We start from the raw sequence: 23,245 nt of genomic DNA, 5'->3' as shown, positions 1-23,245 counted from the left end.
GTTATCATCTTGGTTTAAACGAATAGATTGCATGAAATATATCATATTAGCGTTACTTACCTGTTTTACCTGCTTACGATTGACTTGTTTTGCCCAAGAGGAAAAAAGCGAAAAAACAATTGAAAATTTTAAACGCTATTTCAATGCAAAACAAACAGACTCTATATATAATCAGTGGTCAGGCCAAGCCAAAGGTATTACCAGTAAGCAAGTTTTTGATTCCCTATTGCAAAAACAACTTTATACCTTAGGTACAATCGATTCTTCAGTATTTCTGAAACGGGAAAATGGTCTTGATCATTATAGGTTAAATTTCAAAGACGATAGCTTAAAGTTAATATTAGGTACTGATTCCAATAATTTTATCGAAACCCTTTTGTTTCAACCATACGAAAAAAATGAAGCAGTAATATCGGCCCAAACAGTTGATAGCACGGATCTCCCTCCTACTACTGATTCATTGAATACACTTACAAAAGCGATTCCCGAAACCATCACAGAACGTTCTATTGATGACTTGGTGGATTCATTGGCGTTAAAATACATCACCCTTCCAAATACAAGCGGACTAGCGATTGGCATTATCAATAAGGGAAAAACCGGCTATTATTATTACGGAGAAACAACCCAGGGCAACAAACAACTTCCAGATCACGAAACATTGTTTGAGATCGGTTCTATCAGCAAAACATTCACCGCTACTTTACTGGCCAATGCGGTGCTAAAGGAATCCGTAAGCTTAGATGATCCGATACTGAATTTTCTACCCGACTCCATAGTCACAAATGAAACGCTTAAAGACGTTACCTTCCGAAACCTGGCGACGCATACTTCAGGTTTACCTAAAATGCCAAACAACTTTCACCCTGTCGACGAACTCGACCCCTACAAAGACTATAACCGCAGAGATCTTTTTTCTTTCTTGAAAAATTATACACTTAAAAATAAAGCGGATTCCGTCTATACGTACAGTAACCTTGGGTATGGCATAATTGGAGAGCTTTTAGCTTATAAAAATAGAACATCGTATAATGAAATGGTCCGAGACATCATATGTAAACCGTTAGACTTACCTAACACTACAGAGTTCCCAGAAAGCAAAAATCAGGAACATTTCATCCCCACATATAACAAAGATGGTCAGCTAACTCCTCATTGGCATTTTCTGGCATTTAGTGGGGCAGGCTCCTTAAAATCAACGGCACCTGACCTGCTCAAATATGCCGAAGCAAATATAAACCCTCCGAACAATGCGATAGGTAAGGCGATCCTTTTAACACAAAAACCTTTTTGGTTAGCTTCGGAGACTTTAGATCTGGGCCTAGCTTGGCATATCACGATAGACAACTTTCAGGAAATCTTTTGGCATAATGGAAGCACCTTCGGTAGTAGCAGTTTCATAGCCTTTTCCCCTGAAAAAAAAGTGGCAATAATTGTGCTTGCGAACGCTGCACAATCTGTTGATGACATTGGTCTCTTAATTATCAAGAAATTAATGAAAATAATTCCGTAAACGCGCTTAATTGCTATTTATTCGTTTTAATAATGCTTCTACTATTTTGGGAAAATGCTGATGCTCTAATTGCTGGCCTTTAAATTTAATCATCTCCAGGTTATCCCCTTCCTCTATCTTAAACCTTGCCTGATAGATTATCTCTCCTTCGTCAAAACATTCATTCACAAAATGAATAGTTATACCAGATTCACTTTCTTTATTAGCAAGAACAGCTTTGTGAACCCGATCACCATACATGCCTTTCCCCCCATAAGCAGGCAATAATGCTGGATGAATGTTAATGATTTTATTTGGATACGCTTCCAATAACGTAGCCGGCACCAACCACAGGAACCCCGCCAATACAATCAGATCTATCTCCATACGTTTCAGCAGATTTATAACCTCATCTGTTTCATAAAAATCATGTCGATCAAAAACGTGTGAAGGAACTTCGAAATTATCTGCTCGTTGTAAAACATAAGCGTCGGGATTGTTAGTCAAAATCAAAGACACTTCCGCATCTTGGCTATATTTGAAATGTTCCATAATTTTTTGGGCGTTTGACCCAGATCCCGAAGCAAAAATGGCAATACGTTTTTTCATTAGAGTTGTTGTAATAAATAAAGTGACAATGTCTATATGTACTCGTTACGCTTATATTTGGCACATAATAACATCGCTGGCAATAACATCATTAGCAGATTATAAATATACTATAGCTGGCCACAAAGTTAACATTAATGTATAATTTATTGTTCAAATGATAAACATCAAAACGTAAAATTGGCTCGAAGCTTGTTAATTTAACTCAGATAAAGTCTATTTTTGCATTTAAAATTCATCTTAAAAATATTTTATGGTTAACAAAATATACTATACCGCGTACATACTTTTCGTGATTATTACAGGAATGACAGCCTGCAGTTTTGCACAAACCAATAAGGTACCAAAAGAAATGCCCGAATTCACCTTCTATACCGTAGAAAAGGATGTTCCTTTTACCAAAAACAGCGTCAAATCCAATGACAACAACAATATAGCTATCTTATTTTTTGATCCGGGATGCAGTCATTGCCAACAAGAGGTACTTGGTTTAGGAAAGAACTATGATCGTATTAAAAATATCAATCTCTATCTCGTGGCCATGCAGGAGAAAAATCTTATAAATGCTTTCATGGCCATGTACGGTGGAGAACTGAGAGGAAAGAAAAATGTGACACTGCTTCACGATAAGAATTATGAGTTTATCGGAAAATTCAAACCCACCCAATATCCTGCAACCTTTGTTTATGGTCCAGATAAAAAACTAAAAGATTATTGGGACGGTGAAAAAAAACTACAAGACATCATACAAGCGTTGAACAAATAACGACAAATATAAATACGTCTAGTATTTCGCTCACCTTCGATACTGGTTGATAATCGTTAAAAAAATATTACCTTTGCGCTTTTAATTTATAATCAATGAGTCATCCTGTTAAAATCAAAAACGCGCTAGTTTCTGTATACTACAAAGATAATTTGGAACCCCTTATTAGGTTGTTGGATAACTATGGTGTACAACTTTATTCTACTGGAGGGACAGAAAAGTTCATCCGTGATCTGAACATTAATGTTACCCCTGTAGAAGAACTCACCGGTTACCCCTCTATATTGGGCGGAAGAGTAAAAACATTACATCCAAAAATTTTTGGCGGGATTTTGAGTCGAAGAGAATTAACAGAAGATAGAGAAGCAACCAATACATACGGCATTCCTGAAATTGATTTAGTTATTGTTGATCTATATCCTTTCGAAGAGACAGTGACTTCGGGTGCCTCTGAAGAAGATATTATTGAGAAAATTGATATTGGCGGCATTTCGCTGATACGTGCTGCGGCAAAAAACTATAAAGATGTGGTTATCATCGCTTCAAGAAATGACTATAGCGAACTAGAACATATACTAAAAGAAAACGAGGGGTATACCTCGTTAGCACAAAGAAAATCTTTTGCCAAAAAAGCCTTCAATGTTTCTTCTCATTATGACACCGCTATTTTTAACTATTTTAACAAAGAAGAACCACTAGAGGTTTTCAAATATAGTGAACAAACTACCAAAGCTCTCCGATACGGAGAGAATCCGCATCAAAAAGGAACCTTCTACGGCGATCTGGATGCCATGTTCCACAAGCTTAACGGAAAAGATCTTTCGTATAACAATTTAGTAGATATCGATGCTGCAGTCGCACTTATTGATGAGTTTGAAGAGCCCACTTTTGCTATATTAAAACACACAAATGCCTGCGGGATAGCCAGCAGGGACAATCTTTTAGATGCATGGAAAGATGCGCTCGCATGCGATCCTGTTTCAGCATTCGGAGGGGTATTAATCTGTAACGGAACAATAGATAAAGAGACCGCTGAAGAAATTAATAAGTTATTTTTTGAAGTGTTAATTGCCCCAGCTTTTAATGAAGAGGCCCTTCGAATACTCATGGGCAAAAAGAACCGCATATTATTGCAGAGAAATCATGTCAAATTGCCGAAAACTCAGTTCAAGACCTTATTAAATGGTATCATTGAACAGGATAAAGATTCGGTTATTGAGCATAAGGAACTTATGTCGACCGTAACAGACAGGATACCGTCTGAAGAAGATTATGCAAATATGTTCTTTGCAAATAAAGTTGTAAAACACACAAAATCGAACACGATTGTCTTCGCGAAAAACAATCAATTATTAGCAAGTGGTGTAGGCCAAACCTCTCGTGTTGACGCATTAAAACAAGCTATCGAAAAGGCTAAATCATTTGGGTTTGATTTACACGGAGCGGCGATGGCCTCTGATGCTTTCTTCCCTTTTCCAGATTGTGTAGAAATTGCTGCTGATGCAGGTATTATGGCTGTCCTACAACCTGGCGGTTCCATTAAAGATAAAGAATCCATTGATATGGCGAACAAAAAAGGTATAGCCATGGTTACTACCGGAATCAGACATTTCAAGCATTGATCAAAACAGGAGCTGATTCATTATAAAAAAAGCGAGCGCATGCTCGCTTTTTTTATGGCTCTTCTTTCAATGAAAAAACCACCTTACTTAAATCTGCACTATGCACGGTATTCATAAATTGAGCATGCCTGTTAACAAAATGATACACTGCTTTTGCTTTACTTAATTCATCATGGGTTTGTTTTAATAAATCGGGCAAAAGCCTTTTGAATTCGTCCCTTTGTTTCATCTGCCCACCCAACTCCTTAGCTAGAAGCAATTCTTTATCTACATTTTTCCATTCTTTTGTATAACTATGTCTTGAACCGCTACGCAGATACACATCTGCCAATTCAAAATACACTGCCGATTTGAAATTAGATGCCGCCGTCATATGATCCTCCTCAATAAATGCCGGCACGTTTTTCATAATATAAATCATCCTGGAGCAATCTATTGGCCATCCTGGAAGCCTAAACCCCTCTCTCAATAAAGAAGATTTTTGTTCGGAGAGTTTGAGCGTTCCCCTTAACACCACATTATAATTGTACGTTGCAGGTATAATGGCTTCGTACTCACTATACAATTTGGGGATCCTATCCTGAAACTCCCAAGTTTTAAAATTGTATAAGCGAGGCGAGACCAAGCGATAACTAAACTCTATGATGCTCCCGTCTTGAATATCGGGCATAGTAAACTTCGTTAAATCAAGATATTTGCTATAATTTTCAGTATATATCTTTTTACTATCCAACAACGTTTCTTTTGTTTTCCCTTTCAGATTAATAGTTACGGCCTTGATATCTTCAATATATTCTTTCCTATTGCCATCTTTATACAATGGGATAACAATATTAGCATGGTCAACTCCCTCTTTGTTAAATATTTTCACTCGCTTGTGATGAGTAAAAACCAACGTTATTTCGCCCTTGCTATCATCAAACTGAAACGCAGTACGTCCATATTCCCGTAACACAACAGCATCCGAAATACTGTCTAGCGAATACTTTTCGGTAGTCAAATCTTCATTAGTCAAAATGCCGAAAGAAAAATCCTGCGCTCGCAATTGATCTGCAATAGCAAGAAAACAGGAAAATAGCAAAATAATCCTAAGCATAAAAAAGGTTTAGATTTCGGGAGTGAATATAAATATAAAATACCTCAAGAAAAAAATATTTTTAACACTGATGAACGATAACGGGCAAGCATATGAATCTCAAATAAACATTTTTCTTACAAAGAATATATTTATAGGATGAAGATAACACCAATAAAAATTGTTTTTTTTCCTGTCTTTGTATATATCAGATTCATATTGTGATATTTTTGTCTTAATTTTGCGAACTATTATAAGAAAATATTAAAAACATTCCGAATGGGGTTATTTAACTGGTTTACTCAAGAAGTTGCGATAGATTTAGGTACGGCAAATACGCTGATCATACATAACGATAAGGTTGTGGTAGACGAGCCAAGCATCGTGGCGTTCGATCGTACGACAAATAAAGTTATTGCCATTGGCAGACAAGCCATGCAAATGGAAGGAAAAACCCATGACAACATAAAAACCGTTAGACCCCTAAAGGATGGTGTGATAGCCGATTTCAATGCGGCAGAGTATATGATTCGGGGTATGATAAAAATGGTCAACAATGGTAAAGGGTGGTTCTTCCCATCACTACGCATGGTTATCTGCATTCCCTCTGGTATTACGGAAGTTGAAAAAAGAGCGGTTCGCGATTCAGCAGAAATTGCGGGAGCAAAGGAAGTATATCTTATACACGAGCCAATGGCAGCTGCCGTTGGAATAGGCATTGATGTAGAAGAACCTATGGGAAATATGATCATCGACATCGGTGGGGGTACTACGGAAATTGCGGTAATCGCGTTATCCGGAATTGTGTGTGATCAATCCATACGTGTTGCAGGAGATAACTTTGATGCAGACATTGTCCAATATATTAGACGTCAACACAATATTATGATTGGTGATCGTACGGCGGAAAAAATAAAAATTGAAGTTGGCGCAGCTTTACCTGAATTGCAAGATCCCCCTGCTGATTTCGCGGTGCAGGGACGTGACCTCATGACTGGTGTTCCTAAACAAATTACGGTTTCGTATACGGAAATAGCCCACTGCTTAGACAAATCTATTTCTAAGATTGAAGAAGCCATTTTAAAAGCTTTAGAAATTACACCTCCAGAATTATCGGCCGACATCTATCAGACAGGTATATATTTAACAGGGGGAGGTGCACTCTTACGCGGATTGGACAAGCGTGTCCAGGCCAAAACCAAGCTGCCCGTACACGTAGCAGAAGATCCGCTGAGGGCAGTTGTAAGGGGAACCGGCATTGCACTCAAGAACATTGGTGGGTATAAATTTTTGATGCAGTAAATAAGCGGCGGCTCCCTACGATATTTTTTAGGGAGCAGCAAATTTTAAAAGCATATGCGAAACCTATGGATATTCATAAGTAAGTACAATAACTTCTTTTTGTTTATCCTCTTTTTTGGTATATCATTCATATTGGTGATAAGGAATAACAGCTTTCAGCGCGCCAGCACTATAAATTCCTCCAACGCTTTTATTGGTAGTATTTATCAAAGAATTGATAATTTCACACAGTACTTAAACTTAAAAGAAACCAACAGATACCTATCGGAAGAAAACGCCTTTTTAAGGAGTCAACTAAAAACTTCTAAATATAATACGCTAGTTGAACAGGATTCGGTACTCGATACTTTAGGACAAACACAGTACACCTACATTGTGGCCCGCATCATCAGCAACAGTGTTCACCAGAAAAACAACTATATTACCATCAATAGAGGAAGTGAGCAAGGTGTAAAAAAAGGCATGGGTGTGATCTCTTCCCATGGAATAGTAGGCATCGTCTTAAATGTTTCTCCTCATTTCGCTACCATTCAATCATTGTTACATGCCGATAGTAGAATAAGTGCTAGTTTAGTTGGTAGCAATGCATTTGGATCTTTGGTATGGGGCACCGAAAACTACGAAGCGAACAAAGCTGTATTACGGGATATTCCAAACCACGTAAAAGTTAAGCCTGGCGAAGAAGTGGTAACCTCAGGTTTCTCTTTGTTCCCCCCGGGTGTTTCTATTGGAAAAGTTATTAAATCGGGCAAAAGTGGCGATAGCTTTTTAGATATTGAAGTGCAATTAAACAATGATTTCAATACGCTTCAATATGTTTATATAATAGAAGATAAATTTGCAGATGAAAAGCAAAAGCTGGAAGGAGATACGTTAATCAATGAGTAGGATATTACTATTAAATGTTGTACGATTTATCGTTCTTATAATTGCACAGGTATTCCTTTTCAAAAATATGGGGTATTACAACCTAGCTACCCCTTACCCTTACGTATTATTCTTGTTAATGCTGCCACTGGGAATACCAAAATGGCTTTTATTTATTATTTCTTTTTTTACCGGTTTAACCGTTGATGCTTTTTATGATACGCTGGGCGTCAACGCTGCCGCGTGCATAACACTTGCAGCCATTCGAACGGCCTTTATCAACATCACTGTTCAACTAGATAATCATGAACTGTTTGCCACACCCAGTATGGGTGAGATGTCATTTAGATGGTTTCTGATTTACTCTACCGTGATGGTCTTTTCACATCATTTGGTCCTGCTCTTTTTAGAAGCATTTACATTTAGTAACTTCCACTATACATTCCTTAGTGTAATTTTAAGTTGTATATTTACGATACTTTTAATTTTACTTTTTTCTTTACTTTTTTACCGTAAAAGTAGGCGTTAACTGGAATACATATGGCTATTTTCAGCTATGCGCCGATAAATACACGCATTTTAGATATATGAACAGCTTTTTTGAAAGAAAATATGTTATTCAGGGGATATTTATAACCGCGGCTTTGCTTTTGGCATTACGACTTTTTTACCTACAGATTATCGATGATTCATATTTACTTTCGGCGAATAACAACGTATTGAGGAAAGTTGTAATTTACCCGGCCAGAGGTGTGATTTTAGATAGAACAGGTAAAATATTAGTGCAAAACGAGCCAGTATACGACCTCATGGTTACACCGAGAGAAGTAAAAAGCTTTGACACGTTAGCACTTTGCGAGCTGATCGGCGTTGACAAAGAGGGTTTCGATAAACGTTTCCAAAAAGCGGTAAATTTCTCACCTTATAGAGCCTCCGTATTCGAAAAGCAGCTCTCTGCACAAATCTATGCCCGCCTACAGGAAAAACTCTATCAATTTCGCGGTTTCTATGTACAAAACAGAACTGTTCGAAGTTATCCGGATTCAGTAGCAGCTCAATTTTTAGGATATATTAATGAAGTAACACCAAAAGACATTGAACGCTCGAATAACTTTTACCGACCGGGAGATTATATTGGAGTAAGTGGTGTGGAACGCGCCTACGAAGACCTGTTAAGGGGTCAACGAGGAGTCCAGAACCTGATGGTTGACGCCTTCAATCGCCCTAAAGGGCATTTTATGGATGGTAAATATGACACCCTGGCCGTAGCTGGGGAAGGATTAGTATCATCTCTTGACTTAGAGTTACAGAAACTCGCAGAAAAACTAATGAAAAATAAACGAGGCTCTGTGGTAGCCATCGAGCCATCAACTGGTGAAATTTTAGCTTTTTCGAGCACCCCAAGCTACGATCCAAACATGATGGTAGGAAGGGAACGCGGAAACAACTATATGAAATTATTGAACGACCCGAATAAACCCATGTTTATTCGGCCAATACAAGCGCAGTATCCCCCAGGCTCCGTTTTCAAAGTAGTCAGCGCATTAGTTAGTCAGCAAGCCGGCATGATCGAACAACAGACACGTTATCATTGTCCCGGAGGATATAGTTATGGAGGAGGAAGAGGCTTTATGCGCTGTACTCATGTTCATGGAACAATAGATCTCCCTGCTGCTATTCAAGGCTCTTGCAACACTTATTTTGGACATATCTATGCGCGCATGTTAGATCAACGGAAGATGAGGGCATCCAGTGCTTATACGTTATGGCGCGAAGCTATTATGAAATTTGGTATTGCTCAGGAACTCGGCGTAGATCTACCTAACGAAAAAAAAGGTCTTCTCCCAACGGCCGATTACTACTCCAAACGTTACGGTAACGAAAAGTGGGGTTCTGGCTACAATATCTCCAACTCCATTGGGCAGGGAGAAGTAGAAATCACTACACTTCAAATGGCCAATATCATGGCAATTGTAGCTAATCGTGGTTATTATTACCGTCCACATCTTATAAAATCTATAGGAGAAGAAAAAGTAGTAAAAAAAGAATTTACAGAAAAGATTTCTGTTGATATTGATGAAAAATATTTTGAGCCTGTTGTAGAGGGTATGAGTAGGGTAGTCAAATACAACACTAATATTCGCATACCAGATATTGAAATGTGTGGAAAAACCGGTACCGCACAAAATCCGCACGGAAAACACCATTCGGTATTCTTTGCTTTTGCCCCACGGGTGAATCCGAAAATAGCGATCGCAGTATTTGTTGAAAATGTTGGATATGGTGCCACCTATGCTGCTCCTATAGCTAGCATGATGGTGGAAAAATACTTAAAAGACACCATCAGCATGTCAAAAGCAACACAAGAACGTGTATTGAAAGAAAGCAACCTGATAGAACCTGAACCCCCTAAAGAAGAAACTGAACAAGTGGTAGGCACCTCTGCTCCATTTCCGTCTGCTGCGGAGAACAGGGTTACCTATATTAGACATAAGGAAAGGAAATTTCAAAGCAAAGAACGATAAGAGAGAAATTACAAACGAATGAATCAAACACGCAAAATATATGGTGGCTCTATTGATTGGTTAACTGTTTTTATTTGGTTAGCGCTCTGCATCATCGGATGGTTCAATATCCATGCGGCAGTTTTTGACCCCATGCACTCCAGTCTCGTAAGCTTAAGTACCAATTATGGTAAACAATTTCTATATATCATTGTGTGTGTTTTGGTGGCTTGTGCGATTATGATCATTGACGGCAAGTTTTACAATTACGTCTCACCCTTACTGTATGCCATTACACTGATTCTACTGGTAGCCGTTTTAATTGTCGGAAGAAATGTTGGTGGTAACCAGGCATGGATACCTATCGGAACCTTCAGGCTACAGCCCTCTGAGTTTGCAAAACTTGGTTCCTGTTTATTGCTCGCGAGATACCTAAGTTCACATAGTAATAAAACACCCAATACAGGAACACTTCTGGTAGGAACTATTATTCTTCTAGTACCGATCATACTCATCATGCTTCAACCAGATACCGGCTCGGCACTTACTTTCTTCGCTTTGGTACTTGTATTCTACAGAGAAGGTTACGTATCCGGACAGTTGCTAGCTTTCGCTTTTGTTTGCATTGTTCTTTTTATTCTGACACTTCTTTTTTCACAGTGGTATATTATCGGCATATTGGCGTCATTATGTGCACTTGGTGCTTATCTATTTAAAAGGAGCAGGAAAGCCATCCCTTCAGCAGTCATTCTATTTGTGGCATCCACTTTATTTGTGCTCTCAGTAGACTTCGCTTATGAACATATCTTACAATCACATCAAAGAAACCGTATCGATGTGATACTCGGAAAGGTTGACGACCCCAGAGGACAGGGCTATAACCTCAATCAATCAAAAATTGCGATAGGGTCCGGCCAACTTTTTGGTAAAGGTTACCTCCAAGGTACACAAACTAAATACAATTTCGTGCCCGAACAAAGTACGGATTTCATTTTTTGTACCGTAGGAGAAGAATGGGGCTTTATTGGTTCGGTGATCATTGTGCTATTGTACCTTGGGCTACTGCTACGTATTATACAAATGGCCGAACGCCAGAGGTCTTCCTTTGCACGGGTATATGGCTATGGCGTAGCATCTATTTTTTTCTTCCATTTTTTTATTAATATCGGAATGACAATAGGTATTGTTCCGGTAATTGGGATCCCATTGCCCTTTTTGAGCTACGGCGGCTCATCATTATTAAGTTTTACGATGCTTCTTTTTATTCTGCTGAAGTTTGACTCCAATAGAAAAGGGGTAGTATAAAGAAATAGCAAGTAAACGGTTACCGTTAATTAGCTAACGGCAACCGTTTCGTTCAATCATTTATTAAAGCGCTGGCGCAGAATAATATATAGTTTATCTACAGTAGCCTGCTTACTCGCCCAATTGTTTTTTTCAGCATAGTTGCTTTTCAAAAATGCATCTGCATCCTCAAAATTATCATATCTACCCAACAGTTCGATAGCCTCTGTATAAGCCAAACTATAACCGTTAAATAAATCTTTAATAAATAAAAGTTTGTCGTTTAAACTCACCGCCGACTTAAGATCTGTTGCATTCCGCTTTATACCTTGCTGGGGAGCATTAAAGGCACTTCTTGCCGCTGTAGCAGATATTTCCGGCTTCTTCTGCTCTTGCTTCCGTTGAGCAGAGAAAAGTTCATTCAAAGTCATTGGCCGCTTAGGTGTCTCGTCTGGTGCAGATTCAGGTTCTTCTTCGACTTTGTTTTGGCTTTCTTCAGAACTATCATTCGTCGAAATCTTCACAGATCGCTCTTCCTCAACCACTTGATCACTTTTTGTTTCCACTTTCTGTTTTCCCTCATCTTCAATTTCCTCACGCTCAGCTTTTGTTTCGGTAACAGGATGATCACTTTCCTGTTCTTCTTTTACACTTTTGTCCGAACTTTCAACTGAGGGCTCTTCCTGTTCACTTACTACAGGTTCAGCAGGCTTGAATTCTTTTTCATCATTAAAATCTGATGTTTTTTCTTCCTCTTTTGCTTCTTGTCTCGTTTCTTCTTCCTTTTTGTCCCGCTTATCTTCTAATTTGAATTCTTCTGCTTTCTCCTCAGTGCTCGCCGTTGCCGGTGTGAAATAGGTTTCCTCCACTTGCTGTTGATCTACATAATTTAAGGCCGATTCTTCTGTTTCATCCTTTAATATCGGTTTCGCCTCCTCTTCTGTAGATGCAGGTTCAGCAGCGTGCTCATCCTCATCCGGTTCATCTTCGTACCCGACGTCATCTGAAGGAGAATCTGCCACTATTTGAGCACCTAAATCAAATTTGTCAGCTGTATCGGCAGACACATCTCCTTGTACTTCTTCTGCCCTATCACCTATAAAAGTTAACTTTTTAAGAATGGTAATATGTCCCATCAAGTAGGTCATATTTGCTTCTAAAAGTTCTAAATGCACCCCTTCTTGTTCCTGTGGATTATTTTCCAAAAATTCGTACTGCTCCGTTAATTCCTTTAACAGTGATCCTACCTTTTCAAAAATATTCTGCTTTGTTACCATAATTTTCTAACGTATGTTTAGCTTAAAACATGGAGCTTAACCCCATTCAAACTTATACAAAATTGCTTTGATATGCAACGATAGATTCCGGAGAATAGTTTTTAATAAAATGCTTTGCATTCGCAAACGAGTAATTCTACTTTAGCAGCACCGATGAAGCAAAGTTCCAAGCGATGAGTCTTTGCCTACTATCTGCCGAATAAAGTAATAAAAATAATATAGACTTTAAGTTTTAATGCTGATATTAGTAGCCGTTTTAATCATATCAACAAACCTAGAACTTGATAAATTCAACATCCGTTGCGTGACCATTTGGTCTCATTTTTATACTAAAACAAAACTTTAACGATATATGATGCTATTTAGTGAGCATAGCTTTATAAACAAATCCAATCCACAAGGAAGTATTGAAGTGATCTGCGGTTCTATGTTTTCTGGAAAAACAGAAGAACTGATCAGGAGATTAAAACGCGCCCAGATAGCAAAACTACAAGTAGAGATTTTCAAGCCACAAGTAGATAATCGTTATGCCACGGCCGAAGTTGTTTCGCATGACAGAAACAGCATCCCATCAACATCGGTTGAAACGTCTTCTGCCATCCTTCTGTTAGGCTCCCAAACCCAAGTGGTAGGTATTGATGAGGCTCAATTTTTTGATAACCATCTATCTGAAGTATGTAATACGCTAGCAAATAAAGGCATTCGCGTAGTGGTAGCAGGTCTAGATATGGATTTTCAAGGCAAACCATTTGGACCAATGCCCGACTTAATGGCTATTGCTGAACACGTAACTAAGGTACATGCGGTCTGTGTATGTTGTGGAGCTCCTGCAAACTATTCCTTTAGAACAGCAGCACAAAATGAGAAAATCCACGTTGGCGAAAAAGAAAGTTATGAGCCCAGGTGCAGAAGTTGTTACTTCCAAGTTAAATAGCATTGCTGTTTTCATGTCGCAACCATCCAAAAACAATTAATATGTCTTACGCAAAACCAGTATGTATATCTTAGAGGTTTAATTGACTCTTATTTAACAGAAGTTTAATATAATATTTACTCAATAGAAAATAATAGCACTTACCTTTGTTATAGAAATTTACGGCCGGTTCTAACTCGGCTCTACATAAAGCCCCTTCTCATAATTTAGGTTTATAATTGGTTAAGTTAAGGCTGTCCGCCCATCGGATAGCCTTATGTTGTTTGTCTTTGTAGAAAAAACCCCACAGTTTGTAGCACCTTATCCCCTTTCTGCTGAAAAACACGTAAGCAACCCCTTGTATATCAAGCAAATAGTTACAAAAAACCCACAAACCTTCTCGACAAATCTCTTGTTACCACCAGTAACGATTATAAGAAAGGTAAAACAACCAAGGAAAAAGATAAGATGGAAAATAAATAATTCGTCGCCATTTTATCTCAACAGTCTAGTGAAACTAATTTATTCGAAAATGAAAACAACATAGCAAAACAGATTAACATGAAAAGAAGTCGTATCCAACATCCAATGTTCTTCCTTTGCCTATTGATGACAACACTACTATTAGCCACCAATCCAAAAAGAGTGGAAGCATCTGTGGCACACACCTCCAGAATCTTCCATTTACAAGATACTATCCCTAACCAAACAGAACCTCCCCCTGCTCCAACAGCTGACACACTTGAAGTTCAAGGAGTGGTAACGGATGACTCTACAAATGCTCCGCTGGCAAATGTATTGGTTAAATACAATGATACAGACAGTGCATTAACTGATCAGGATGGAAAATACCGTATAAATGCTGGCGCGATTGGCATATTGACTTTTGTCCGCGACGGCTACGATGTCAAAGAAGAGCCCATTAACAGTCGTGCTGAAATTAATATTGATCTTGCCTCGCTAGCTTCCATCCAAACCCGGGAAGCCGCTACCGCTTCGACAGATACCAGCGATAATGTTCAAATGACGGACTCCATTTCCCAACCTACTCAAACACAAGATTCGCTGGCAGTAGCCGATAATCAGGCCGATACCGCCTCTTCTGCGCAAGGAGAAATAACAGGGACGGTGCGAGACGACAATGGCCCAGTACCGGGTGTGAGCGTCACCGTTAAAGGTAAAGAAGGGGGTGTTACAACAGATGAAAATGGCAATTTTAGTATAAGCGCTCCCGGCAACTCCATATTGAGATTTAGCTCGTTAGGCTACAACCCTACCGAGGAATTCATTGATAACCGAAACGCCATCAATGTTACACTGCAGGAGGAAGCCCAGGCATTGGAAGAGGTCGAGGTGGTAGCCATCGGTTACGGAACGATGGATCGATCTAAATTGACCAGCTCTGTGTCAAGTATCGGTGCTGATCAGATTGAGAATGAAGTTCTTCCAAGTGTTACGCAGGCCATACAGGGAAGAGCTGGAGGGGTACAGGTAACGCAGAGATCTGGTTCCCCTGGAGGTGGGCTCAATATCAGGGTGAGAGGTACCACTTCAATCAATGCCAGCTCAGATCCACTTTACGTAGTTGATGGTATCCCCGTGAATAGCACCACGAACTTTACGGGAGGCAGCGACTTCAATTTTGGAGGTGGAACCCAAGGAATCAATATCCTTTCTTCCATCAATCCATCGGACGTACAATCCGTAGAGGTGCTAAAAGACGCGGCTTCATCAGCGATATATGGTGCACGGGCTGCCAATGGTGTAGTGCTGATAACGACAAAAAAAGGACAGCCAGGAACAAGTACTTTTAATTTCAATATGTATGAAGGGTTCTCTGAGGTTCCGAATAACCGGCGATATAACATGATGAATACCGAACAATATCATGATTACATGCGTGATTTTTATCGGTTCAATCTAGACGGAGATGGAAATCCTACGCCAGTTCCGGATCCTATTCTGGCCAATCCGGGGATCAATACCGACTGGCAGGGAGCCATGTTTCGAAGTGCTCCTACACGTAACTATGAGTTATCGGCTAGTGGTGGATCAGAAAAAACACAATATTTTACTTCGATTGGTTATATGAGACAAGCAGGTGTATTGCTAAATTCTGATTTCAGTCGAATAAGTGCGCGATTGAATTTAGATCATCAACACAGCGAAAAATTACGTTTCACCGCCAATGTCAACTTAACACGGGCTATTAACGACCGTGTCCAAGAAGAAAATTCCAGCAATGGTCCTACCAAATTTGGTATTGTGGCGCCGCCAAATATACCTGTTTTTAATGCTGATGGAAGTTACGGGCTGGACGAGGTAAGTACTGCTAGAGAAAACCCCATAGCCATGCTACAACTACCTGTTAACAATGCACAGACCAACCGAATTTTGGCTACACTATCGGCAGAATACCGCATCATCCCTGAGCTTGCACTGAAAACAAATTTTGGGACGGATATGAGCTTCATTGATGAAACAATGTTTATGCCGCCGACAGGTATTCGTGCCTTTGAAGCGCAACGTGGAATTGGCGCCCGAAGAAATTCACGGGATCAACTCTGGATAAATGAGACAACCTTAAATTTTGATAAAGCTTTTGGCGATCATAACCTCAACGCGTTGTTAGGGGTATCGGTTCAGGAATCCCGTTTTGAATTCGTGCATGCCAACCGATCTAATTTTCCATCCAATGATATCGAACACATAAATGCGGGAGGAATAATCAGCGGAGCAGATGCGTATCCCGAAGAATGGGCCATTGCATCGGGTTTTGCACGAGTAGACTATGGATACAAAGGCAGATATTTATTGACAGCAAACTTCAGAGCGGATGGTTCTTCGCGTTTTGGTGCCAACAACCGTTGGGGATATTTCCCATCTTTTGCGGCTGCCTGGCGCGCGTCTGATGAAGAATTCTTCCAGGATATTTCAGCAATAAGTAATTTAAAGCTCAGGGCAAGTTGGGGGATTACCGGGAATCAAAATATCGGAAACTATGCGAGTTATTCACTATATACCGGAGGCAATAATTACATGGGACTTCCGGGTTTTGTTCCAAATGTTTTGGGTGACCGTAATCTCAAATGGGAAACAACCAAACAATTAGATATAGGTTTGGATTTAGGCCTATTCAACAACCGGATCTCCCTATTGGCAGACTATTACGTCAAAAACACGTCGGACCTCCTGCTCGGGATCCCTATTCCATTCAGCTCGGGTTTTCAAACCCGTTTTACCAATGCCGGAGAAATACAGAACAAAGGTTTTGAATTCGAATTGACCACACAAAATTTGGTAGGTGAATTCAAGTGGAACACAACACTCAATATGACATTTAACCGAAACACTGTTCGAAGCCTAGCGAATAATTTAGACCGTATGTTAGGTGGCGTGGGCGAATTGAATATGGCGGTTCCAGGAGAACCATTAGGCGTATTCTTTGGATGGAAAATGATCGGTGTCAATCCGGAGACAGGCCTCATCGACTTCGAAGATCAAAATGGTAATCCAACAGCGCCTACTAACCCTAATGATCGACAGATCATTGGCGACCCTAATCCCGACTTCTTCGGTGGTATAACCAACACTTTCCAGTATAAAAATTTCGACCTGAGTATCATGGGACAGTTTTCTTATGGAAACGATATATTTAACTATAACCTATCTACCGTTTTGGGAGGGAGCAACATTAGTGCTAACCAATCAGAAGATCTAACCAGAAGATGGCGGAACCCGGGCGACATAACGGATATTCCCAGGCCAACTCCAAATGATCTAAATCATACTGCGATTTCTGATCGCTTTGTGGAAGACGGGTCTTTCTTTCGACTGCGTAACATTACGCTAGGCTATACCTTCCCCAGTGAGTTTTCTGAAAGATTAAATATCAATAGCTTAAGAGTGTATGCCACTGTGCAAAATGCTTTTGTCTTCACCAAATACCGTGGTTATGATCCGGAAGTCAGCTCACAACACGTGGGAGCGGGTAATGAAGGTTTGATCTATGGTTACGACTATGGTAGTTATCCACAGCCAAGGATCTTTACCGCCGGTGTTAATTTAATGTTTTAGCCTGATGATAATAAAAGATGAAACCTGCATGAGCTACAGCTCAAAAAAACATGTAAATATACCGCTCATGCAAGCTTCATTGCCTTTTAAAAATAACTTATTCCAATGAAAAAGCAGATCAGAAAAATAGCCATACTAAGCACGCTTGCACTAAGTTTATCCGCTTGCAACGATTTCTTAGACCGAGAACCAATTGTCCAAGTGAATCCTGACGAATATTTTACTTCTGAGAACAGTGCTGAGGCGGCAGTCACCGGCATGTACCGCAGCATGCAGAATTCATTTTCCTTTGGACAATCGGTGATTATCGTACCCGAATTCTCCGCCAGACATGTTAGTCACGCCAGCTCATTTCCCGAATACGTAAATTTCGACCAAAATGCCGTACGCGTGGATAACCCTTGGATTCAAAATATTTGGCAGCAGGTCTATACAACGATTAACGCAGCAAACAATATTATTGCAAGCGTACCCGAAATGGAAGAAAATGCCATTTCCGATGAAAAAAGGCAGCAATTTATTGGAGAAGCAAAATTTGTTCGGGCACTTAATTACTTCTTCATGGTACGTGCTTTTGGTGCCATCCCCTTTCCCTTAACACCAACAGAAGAAGATAGCGAACTACTAATACCCCGAACACCTATACCCGAAGTTTACGCACAAATCGTAACTGACCTGGAAGAGGCTTCCGGTATACCAGACTCCTATGGCGATAATGCCACTACCAAAGGACGGGCCACAGGACTGGCAGCAAAGGCTTTGTTAGCCAAAGTACAACTCTATCATGCGAATATCACAGGAGACTACGCACAGGCGGCCAGTACAGCACAGGAAGTAATTGCTTCTGGAGTTTTCTCTCTACAAGGTACATTCAGCACGATATGGGCAAATGAAAACACCGAAGAATCTATCTTTGAACTACAGTTTGACGAACAGGTAACCAACCCTCTTGCCTTACAGTCCAACGATAATGCCAGCAACCTGTTTTACGCAAAAAGCGTTTCGATTTATGATATGTATGAAGATGATGATCAGAGACGGGATTTTACCGTTTATTCCGGCACCAGAAATCGCTATTATATCGGAAAATACCCTCAAGGAGAACCGGCAACGCAGAACCTTCCGGTTATACGTCTAGCCGAACTGTACCTGATACATGCCGAAGCACAAGCCCGTATCGACGGTACTGTCAGTGACGCTGCTTATAATTCGTTAAAGGAAGTACGCGACCGTGCCGGCATCGAAACACCTCCCGCTTCTTCCTATGGAAGTTTAGATGACTTTATCGTAGCCGTGCAAAAAGAAAAGGAACTGGAAATGATGTTTGAAGGTGAATCTTGGTTCGACTTCTGTCGAACAGAATTAGCATTAACAGACATGATGTCCATTGCTGATCCAAATTTCTTTCTCTATCCTATACCAGGGAACCAAATCATTTTGAACCAGCAGCTCGATCAGAATCCCGGATATTAGTACAAAAGCTATTTACTTTTTTCCCGTAAAAAGGTAAATAGCTTTTGTACTACCTGCATAGCCATCAAGACCTGATGGTTCTGGCATTAATGATCTCGTTAATGCCTTTTTTTATTTTTTCTTAGATGAAATTTGTTTAACACCTGCCAGTTAGGGTAGTTTATCAAAGTCAACAACCGGTTGTTTATCAACGGTAGAAGACCGATCAAAACTTTGTCCAATAGGTGTATAGTCACTAAAAAAACCGAAGTTATGCAAGTAAAAGCGGTTCTTTTCACTGCCTCCACTATAGTCCAAGCGGAAGCCGGCACGAGCCGTATTATCCGCAGAAAACCGGGCTTTCATTACCTCATACCAATTCCCCTCCTTATCAACCACCCACTGGTTACCAAAATAAACCCTTCTTTCATATACCCCCTGTTTCGGAGAAAAATTCTCCAGAAAAGAATGAAATCCTTTTAACCAAGTCTGCGTCTGAGGCCGACTAAAACTTGCAATCAATTGCCACTCCCCTAGCTCTGGCGTAAAAAACCAAGCGGTATAATTTGTGTAATTGTTCTCCACAGGCTCCCCTTTAAGCAAAAAACCGTAGGTCTCGCCTGCTTTCCAATTATAACGCAAAAAACTCTGTCCACCCGACCCCTCATTACCAAATTCTCCGGTGTATACTTCCTCACCTTTCTTTAACAGTTTAATCTGTTGGTCTTCAGGGATCTCCTCCGGATTATCCGTCTCAAACGGGCTCCATACCGAAAATAGGACACGCCTTTCATCAGGTGAGTTCACCTGTATCCCAAAGTACCCTCCACTAAAACCATTCGCCATATAATATGACCCTATCACGTCATTCCCTTCCGGCACGGTTACTTCATTGTAATAATAACGAATGTCTTTATCTTCAGGTGTCTGGTAATTTAAATGCGTAGAAGGCCCTCTTCTACCCCAGTAAAAGAAGTTTCCCTCATCATTTTTGACAAACCTGACGGCATCGGTAACCGCTGTTCCCGCTAATTTAAATTCGGCTAGGTTTGACAAATTAATTGGCCCCTTCCCCTGTAAATGAATCGCTACATATCCGGTATCATTGATATTCCATTCACCTAAATACATATAATCATCTTTCACATGAGCTAATTCCACCAGTTTTCTTTCACTTCCTATCATCGCAACCAGTGATCCCGCACGCTCACTCGTTGCCTTCAGCCAAACATCAAGTGTTCCGGTAGCTCCAAACCGCACAAATGTTTTAAACTGCTGCTCCACCTCTTTCCATTCCTTTATCCCCTCTTTGCCAACAACATCTTTTTTATTCAAACTTGTTGTATGATCACCAACCTGCCAGGTATTCCCTCCTATCGGTACGGTAACCGCATTCGACGGGACTTCTTTCTGTTGCGCTTCCAAATGAGGAACACTTGCCATAAAAGCAACAATGAATAATATAAAAATCCGATTCTTCATACTTGATAAAACGTTAAAACCTTAATGAGAGGCAAACTACAGCAAATAAAACAAGTTTAAAAATTCTTGCTTTAATCAATCGGTTGCGCAAAAATAAGTCAACAGACAATACCTTATATCCACATCATTTAAATTGCATAATAAAAGCAATTTATATAAGTTTGTGCCACTGCAATCCATGCCTTTAGTTATAAGGTATAGATGTTATTTTTTCAAAAATTTTCAAAAGAGTAAAAATTAATATATTATGTCAAATACAACTAAAATCATCTATACTAAAACAGATGAAGCGCCAGCGTTAGCCACTTATTCTCTGTTACCTATTGTAAAAGCATTCACTGCATCGTCTAATATTGCCGTTGAGACCAAAGATATCTCATTAGCAGGTAGGATTTTAGCCCTTTTCCCTGAAAGCCTGACCGAATCACAACAAGTTTCAGATGCTTTAACGGAACTCGGAGAATTAGCTAAACAGTCAGAGGCTAATATTATTAAACTTCCAAATATCAGTGCTTCTATCCCACAACTGAAGGCCGCTATTAAAGAACTGCAGGCAAAAGGTTATAAATTGCCTAATTATCCAGATGAGCCAAAAAATGACGAGGAGAAGCAAATCAAAACTAAATACGACAAGGTAAAAGGAAGTGCAGTAAATCCAGTATTACGGGAAGGAAACTCCGATCGTCGTGCCCCTAAAGCAGTAAAAAACTACGCTAAAAAACATCCGCATAGTATGGGCGCCTGGTCAGCAGATTCGGCATCACACGTTTCAACTATGGAAAACGGTGATTTCCGCCACAATGAACAATCCGTGACCATTCCCGAGGAAACTGATGTAAAGGTCACTTTTACCGATAAGGCTGGCAACAAAACCGTGCTGAAAGAAAAAACACACCTACTTGCCGGCGAGGTTATCGATGCAACGGTAATGAGCAAGAAAGCTTTGCTAACGTTTCTGGATGAACAAATTGCAGATGCCAAAGCAAAAGGCGTATTATTTTCTTTGCATATGAAGGCCACAATGATGAAGGTATCTGATCCGATCATTTTTGGATATGCCGTAAAGGCCTTTTTCAAAGAAGTATTTGAAAAATATGGTGCCGACTTAAAATCAGTTGGTGCTAACCCAAATAGTGGCCTCGGAGATGTGCTCAGTGCAATTGAAAAATTGCCTGCCGATAAAAAAGACGCCATCGAGGCCACCATCAAGGAGGCGCTTAAAAATGGTCCTTCCATTGCTATGGTAAATTCTGACAGAGGCATTACCAATCTTCACGTTCCAAGCGATATTATCGTAGATGCCTCTATGCCAGCCATGATTAGAAATTCTGGACAAATGTGGAACGCCGATGGAAAATCTCAGGATACAAAAGCAGTTATACCAGACAGCAGTTATGCAGGAGTATATGAAGCTACTATTGAATTCTGTAAGAAAAACGGCGCTTTCGATCCTTCAACCATGGGAACAGTCCCTAACGTGGGTTTGATGGCCCAAAAAGCGGAAGAATACGGCTCACACGATAAAACCTTTGAAATCACAGCGGAAGGAACCGTAGAGGTGAGCGATGCTACTGGAAAAGTATTGTTTACGCATGACGTAGAAGCAGGCGATATCTGGAGAATGTGTCAGGTGAAAGACGCTCCAGTACGCGACTGGGTAAAGCTTGCGGTAACTCGTGCCCGTGCATCGGAAACGCCTGCCATCTTTTGGCTCGACCAAGATCGTCCACATGATGCAGAATTGATCAAGAAAGTGAAAGCTTATCTTCCTGAACATGATACCGAAGGATTAGATATTCAAATATTATCACCAGTAGAAGCTACTAAGCTAACACTTAAACGTATTAAAGAAGGCGAAGATACTATTTCGGTAACAGGAAATGTTTTACGTGATTATTTAACCGACTTATTTCCGATCCTCGAGCTAGGTACAAGCGCAAAAATGTTATCTATTGTACCACTCATGAACGGAGGAGGGTTATTCGAAACGGGTGCCGGTGGCTCTGCTCCCAAACATGTGGAACAGTTTGTAGAAGAAGGCCATCTACGTTGGGATTCTTTGGGAGAGTTTTTAGCCTTAGCCGTTTCTTTAGAGCATTTAGGTACTAATTACGACAATCCAAAAGCTTTGGTTCTAGCAGAAACCTTAGATCAAGCAACAGGTCAATTGCTCGAAAATCAAAAATCTCCATCCCGAAAAGTAAACGAATTGGATAACCGTGGAAGTCATTTTTATCTGGCCCTGTACTGGGCGGAGCGTTTAGCTGCCCAAGACAAGGATACTGATCTTAAAACGCAATTCGCGTCTATTGCGCAGCAATTAGCCACAAATGAGCAAAAAATCATTGATGAGTTAAACGCTGCCCAGGGCTCCAAAGTGGATATAGGAGGCTACTATTTTCCTGATGATTCCTTGGCAAATAAGGCCATGCGTCCAAGTATTACTTTGAACGAAATACTCGAAAAACGTTAAGTGATACAATAGCAAAGGAAAGGCCCTTGGAATATGTCCAAGGGCCTTTC

General features: G+C 40.1%; 16 protein-coding genes. 12 read left to right on the top strand and 4 right to left on the bottom strand.

Translation table 11 applies throughout. The annotated features are described in order from the left end of the window. The first annotated feature begins 31 nt into the window (after window positions 1-31). Complete coding sequence (locus tag H8S90_RS12670) at window positions 32-1,513, top strand: serine hydrolase (protein ID WP_187338245.1); 1,482 nt, start codon at window positions 32-34, stop codon at window positions 1,511-1,513. A 6-nt stretch (window positions 1,514-1,519) separates the two neighbouring features. Here the strand turns inward: H8S90_RS12670 and purN are convergent, their stop codons facing one another. Continuing rightward, window positions 1,520-2,101 carry a phosphoribosylglycinamide formyltransferase gene (gene purN, locus H8S90_RS12665; protein WP_187338244.1) on the bottom strand — a complete coding sequence of 194 codons (582 nt, stop codon included), beginning with the start codon at window positions 2,099-2,101 and terminating at the stop codon, window positions 1,520-1,522. A 253-nt stretch (window positions 2,102-2,354) separates the two neighbouring features. Between purN and H8S90_RS12660 the strand changes: the two genes are divergently transcribed. Both H8S90_RS12660 and purH read left to right on the top strand, forming a co-directional pair. Then, complete coding sequence (locus tag H8S90_RS12660; protein ID WP_187338243.1) at window positions 2,355-2,867, top strand: peroxiredoxin; 513 nt, start codon at window positions 2,355-2,357, stop codon at window positions 2,865-2,867. Window positions 2,868-2,962: 95 nt separating this feature from the next. Further along, window positions 2,963-4,489 (top strand): bifunctional phosphoribosylaminoimidazolecarboxamide formyltransferase/IMP cyclohydrolase, encoded by a 1,527-nt coding sequence (gene purH, locus H8S90_RS12655; RefSeq protein WP_187338242.1) that lies wholly within the window; start codon window positions 2,963-2,965, stop codon window positions 4,487-4,489. Window positions 4,490-4,541: 52 nt separating this feature from the next. Here the strand turns inward: purH and H8S90_RS12650 are convergent, their stop codons facing one another. Further along, window positions 4,542-5,585 (bottom strand): DUF3857 domain-containing protein, encoded by a 1,044-nt coding sequence (locus H8S90_RS12650; protein ID WP_187338241.1) that lies wholly within the window; start codon window positions 5,583-5,585, stop codon window positions 4,542-4,544. A gap of 258 nt (window positions 5,586-5,843) precedes the next feature. On the opposite strand from H8S90_RS12650, the gene H8S90_RS12645 reads away from it, so the two are divergent. From H8S90_RS12645 to rodA, 5 genes are read left to right on the top strand one after another with little or no spacing between them, the layout of a single operon-like run. Beyond that, the gene (locus H8S90_RS12645; protein WP_187338240.1) at window positions 5,844-6,866 is read left to right on the top strand and encodes a rod shape-determining protein; all 1,023 of its coding nucleotides are present in this window, start codon (window positions 5,844-5,846) and stop codon (window positions 6,864-6,866) included. A gap of 54 nt (window positions 6,867-6,920) precedes the next feature. Then, window positions 6,921-7,754, top strand: coding sequence for a rod shape-determining protein MreC (gene mreC / locus H8S90_RS12640; RefSeq protein WP_187338239.1), 834 nt, complete (start codon window positions 6,921-6,923; stop codon window positions 7,752-7,754). Further along, complete coding sequence (locus H8S90_RS12635; protein WP_187338238.1) at window positions 7,747-8,262, top strand: rod shape-determining protein MreD; 516 nt, start codon at window positions 7,747-7,749, stop codon at window positions 8,260-8,262. The genes mreC and H8S90_RS12635 overlap by 8 nt, the downstream gene beginning before the upstream one ends. A 58-nt stretch (window positions 8,263-8,320) precedes the next feature. Beyond that, window positions 8,321-10,258, top strand: a complete 1,938-nt coding sequence (gene mrdA / locus H8S90_RS12630; RefSeq protein WP_255501594.1) for a penicillin-binding protein 2 — start codon at window positions 8,321-8,323, stop codon at window positions 10,256-10,258. Between the two features lie 18 nt (window positions 10,259-10,276). Then, a complete protein-coding gene (rodA, locus tag H8S90_RS12625; RefSeq protein ID WP_187338237.1) occupies window positions 10,277-11,542 on the top strand; it encodes a rod shape-determining protein RodA in 1,266 nt (421 codons plus the stop codon). Window positions 11,543-11,598: 56 nt separating this feature from the next. Here the strand turns inward: rodA and H8S90_RS12620 are convergent, their stop codons facing one another. Beyond that, window positions 11,599-12,798 (bottom strand): hypothetical protein, encoded by a 1,200-nt coding sequence (locus H8S90_RS12620; protein ID WP_187338236.1) that lies wholly within the window; start codon window positions 12,796-12,798, stop codon window positions 11,599-11,601. A 355-nt stretch (window positions 12,799-13,153) separates the two neighbouring features. On the opposite strand from H8S90_RS12620, the gene H8S90_RS12615 reads away from it, so the two are divergent. The 3 genes from H8S90_RS12615 (at window position 13,154) to H8S90_RS12605 (ending at window position 19,261) form a co-directional block, all read left to right on the top strand. Further along, window positions 13,154-13,732: a thymidine kinase gene (locus tag H8S90_RS12615; RefSeq protein ID WP_187343036.1), complete on the top strand. Its 579-nt coding sequence runs from the start codon at window positions 13,154-13,156 to the stop codon at window positions 13,730-13,732. 540 nt (window positions 13,733-14,272) lie between these two features. Further along, window positions 14,273-17,788, top strand: a complete 3,516-nt coding sequence (locus H8S90_RS12610) for a SusC/RagA family TonB-linked outer membrane protein (protein WP_255501593.1) — start codon at window positions 14,273-14,275, stop codon at window positions 17,786-17,788. 105 nt (window positions 17,789-17,893) lie between these two features. Further along, a complete protein-coding gene (locus H8S90_RS12605; protein WP_187338235.1) occupies window positions 17,894-19,261 on the top strand; it encodes a RagB/SusD family nutrient uptake outer membrane protein in 1,368 nt (455 codons plus the stop codon). A gap of 150 nt (window positions 19,262-19,411) precedes the next feature. Here H8S90_RS12605 and H8S90_RS12600 read toward each other — a convergent pair whose 3' ends face one another. Beyond that, window positions 19,412-20,722 (bottom strand): DUF3472 domain-containing protein, encoded by a 1,311-nt coding sequence (locus H8S90_RS12600; RefSeq protein ID WP_187342850.1) that lies wholly within the window; start codon window positions 20,720-20,722, stop codon window positions 19,412-19,414. A 247-nt stretch (window positions 20,723-20,969) separates the two neighbouring features. Here H8S90_RS12600 and H8S90_RS12595 point away from each other — a divergent pair, with 247 nt between their 5' ends. Further along, entirely contained in the window at window positions 20,970-23,195 is a 2,226-nt protein-coding gene (locus H8S90_RS12595) for an NADP-dependent isocitrate dehydrogenase (RefSeq protein WP_187342849.1), read from the top strand. The last annotated feature ends 50 nt before the right edge of the window (window positions 23,196-23,245 follow it).

The sequence above is a fragment of the Olivibacter sp. SDN3 genome (assembly GCF_014334135.1).
GTDB lineage: Bacteria > Bacteroidota > Bacteroidia > Sphingobacteriales > Sphingobacteriaceae > Olivibacter.
This window is presented reverse-complemented; position numbering and strand designations above follow the sequence as displayed.

What these genes read in the sequence shown, in the direction of transcription:
- H8S90_RS12670 (WP_187338245.1), top strand. Translation starts at nt 32, where the DNA reads ATGAAATATATCATATTAGCGTTACTTACCTGTTTTACCTGCTTACGA.
- purN (WP_187338244.1), bottom strand. Translation starts at nt 2,101, where the DNA reads ATGAAAAAACGTATTGCCATTTTTGCTTCGGGATCTGGGTCAAACGCC.
- H8S90_RS12660 (WP_187338243.1), top strand. Translation starts at nt 2,355, where the DNA reads ATGGTTAACAAAATATACTATACCGCGTACATACTTTTCGTGATTATT.
- purH (WP_187338242.1), top strand. Translation starts at nt 2,963, where the DNA reads ATGAGTCATCCTGTTAAAATCAAAAACGCGCTAGTTTCTGTATACTAC.
- H8S90_RS12650 (WP_187338241.1), bottom strand. Translation starts at nt 5,585, where the DNA reads ATGCTTAGGATTATTTTGCTATTTTCCTGTTTTCTTGCTATTGCAGAT.
- H8S90_RS12645 (WP_187338240.1), top strand. Translation starts at nt 5,844, where the DNA reads ATGGGGTTATTTAACTGGTTTACTCAAGAAGTTGCGATAGATTTAGGT.
- mreC (WP_187338239.1), top strand. Translation starts at nt 6,921, where the DNA reads ATGCGAAACCTATGGATATTCATAAGTAAGTACAATAACTTCTTTTTG.
- H8S90_RS12635 (WP_187338238.1), top strand. Translation starts at nt 7,747, where the DNA reads ATGAGTAGGATATTACTATTAAATGTTGTACGATTTATCGTTCTTATA.
- mrdA (WP_255501594.1), top strand. Translation starts at nt 8,321, where the DNA reads ATGAACAGCTTTTTTGAAAGAAAATATGTTATTCAGGGGATATTTATA.
- rodA (WP_187338237.1), top strand. Translation starts at nt 10,277, where the DNA reads ATGAATCAAACACGCAAAATATATGGTGGCTCTATTGATTGGTTAACT.
- H8S90_RS12620 (WP_187338236.1), bottom strand. Translation starts at nt 12,798, where the DNA reads ATGGTAACAAAGCAGAATATTTTTGAAAAGGTAGGATCACTGTTAAAG.
- H8S90_RS12615 (WP_187343036.1), top strand. Translation starts at nt 13,154, where the DNA reads ATGCTATTTAGTGAGCATAGCTTTATAAACAAATCCAATCCACAAGGA.
- H8S90_RS12610 (WP_255501593.1), top strand. Translation starts at nt 14,273, where the DNA reads ATGAAAAGAAGTCGTATCCAACATCCAATGTTCTTCCTTTGCCTATTG.
- H8S90_RS12605 (WP_187338235.1), top strand. Translation starts at nt 17,894, where the DNA reads ATGAAAAAGCAGATCAGAAAAATAGCCATACTAAGCACGCTTGCACTA.
- H8S90_RS12600 (WP_187342850.1), bottom strand. Translation starts at nt 20,722, where the DNA reads ATGAAGAATCGGATTTTTATATTATTCATTGTTGCTTTTATGGCAAGT.
- H8S90_RS12595 (WP_187342849.1), top strand. Translation starts at nt 20,970, where the DNA reads ATGTCAAATACAACTAAAATCATCTATACTAAAACAGATGAAGCGCCA.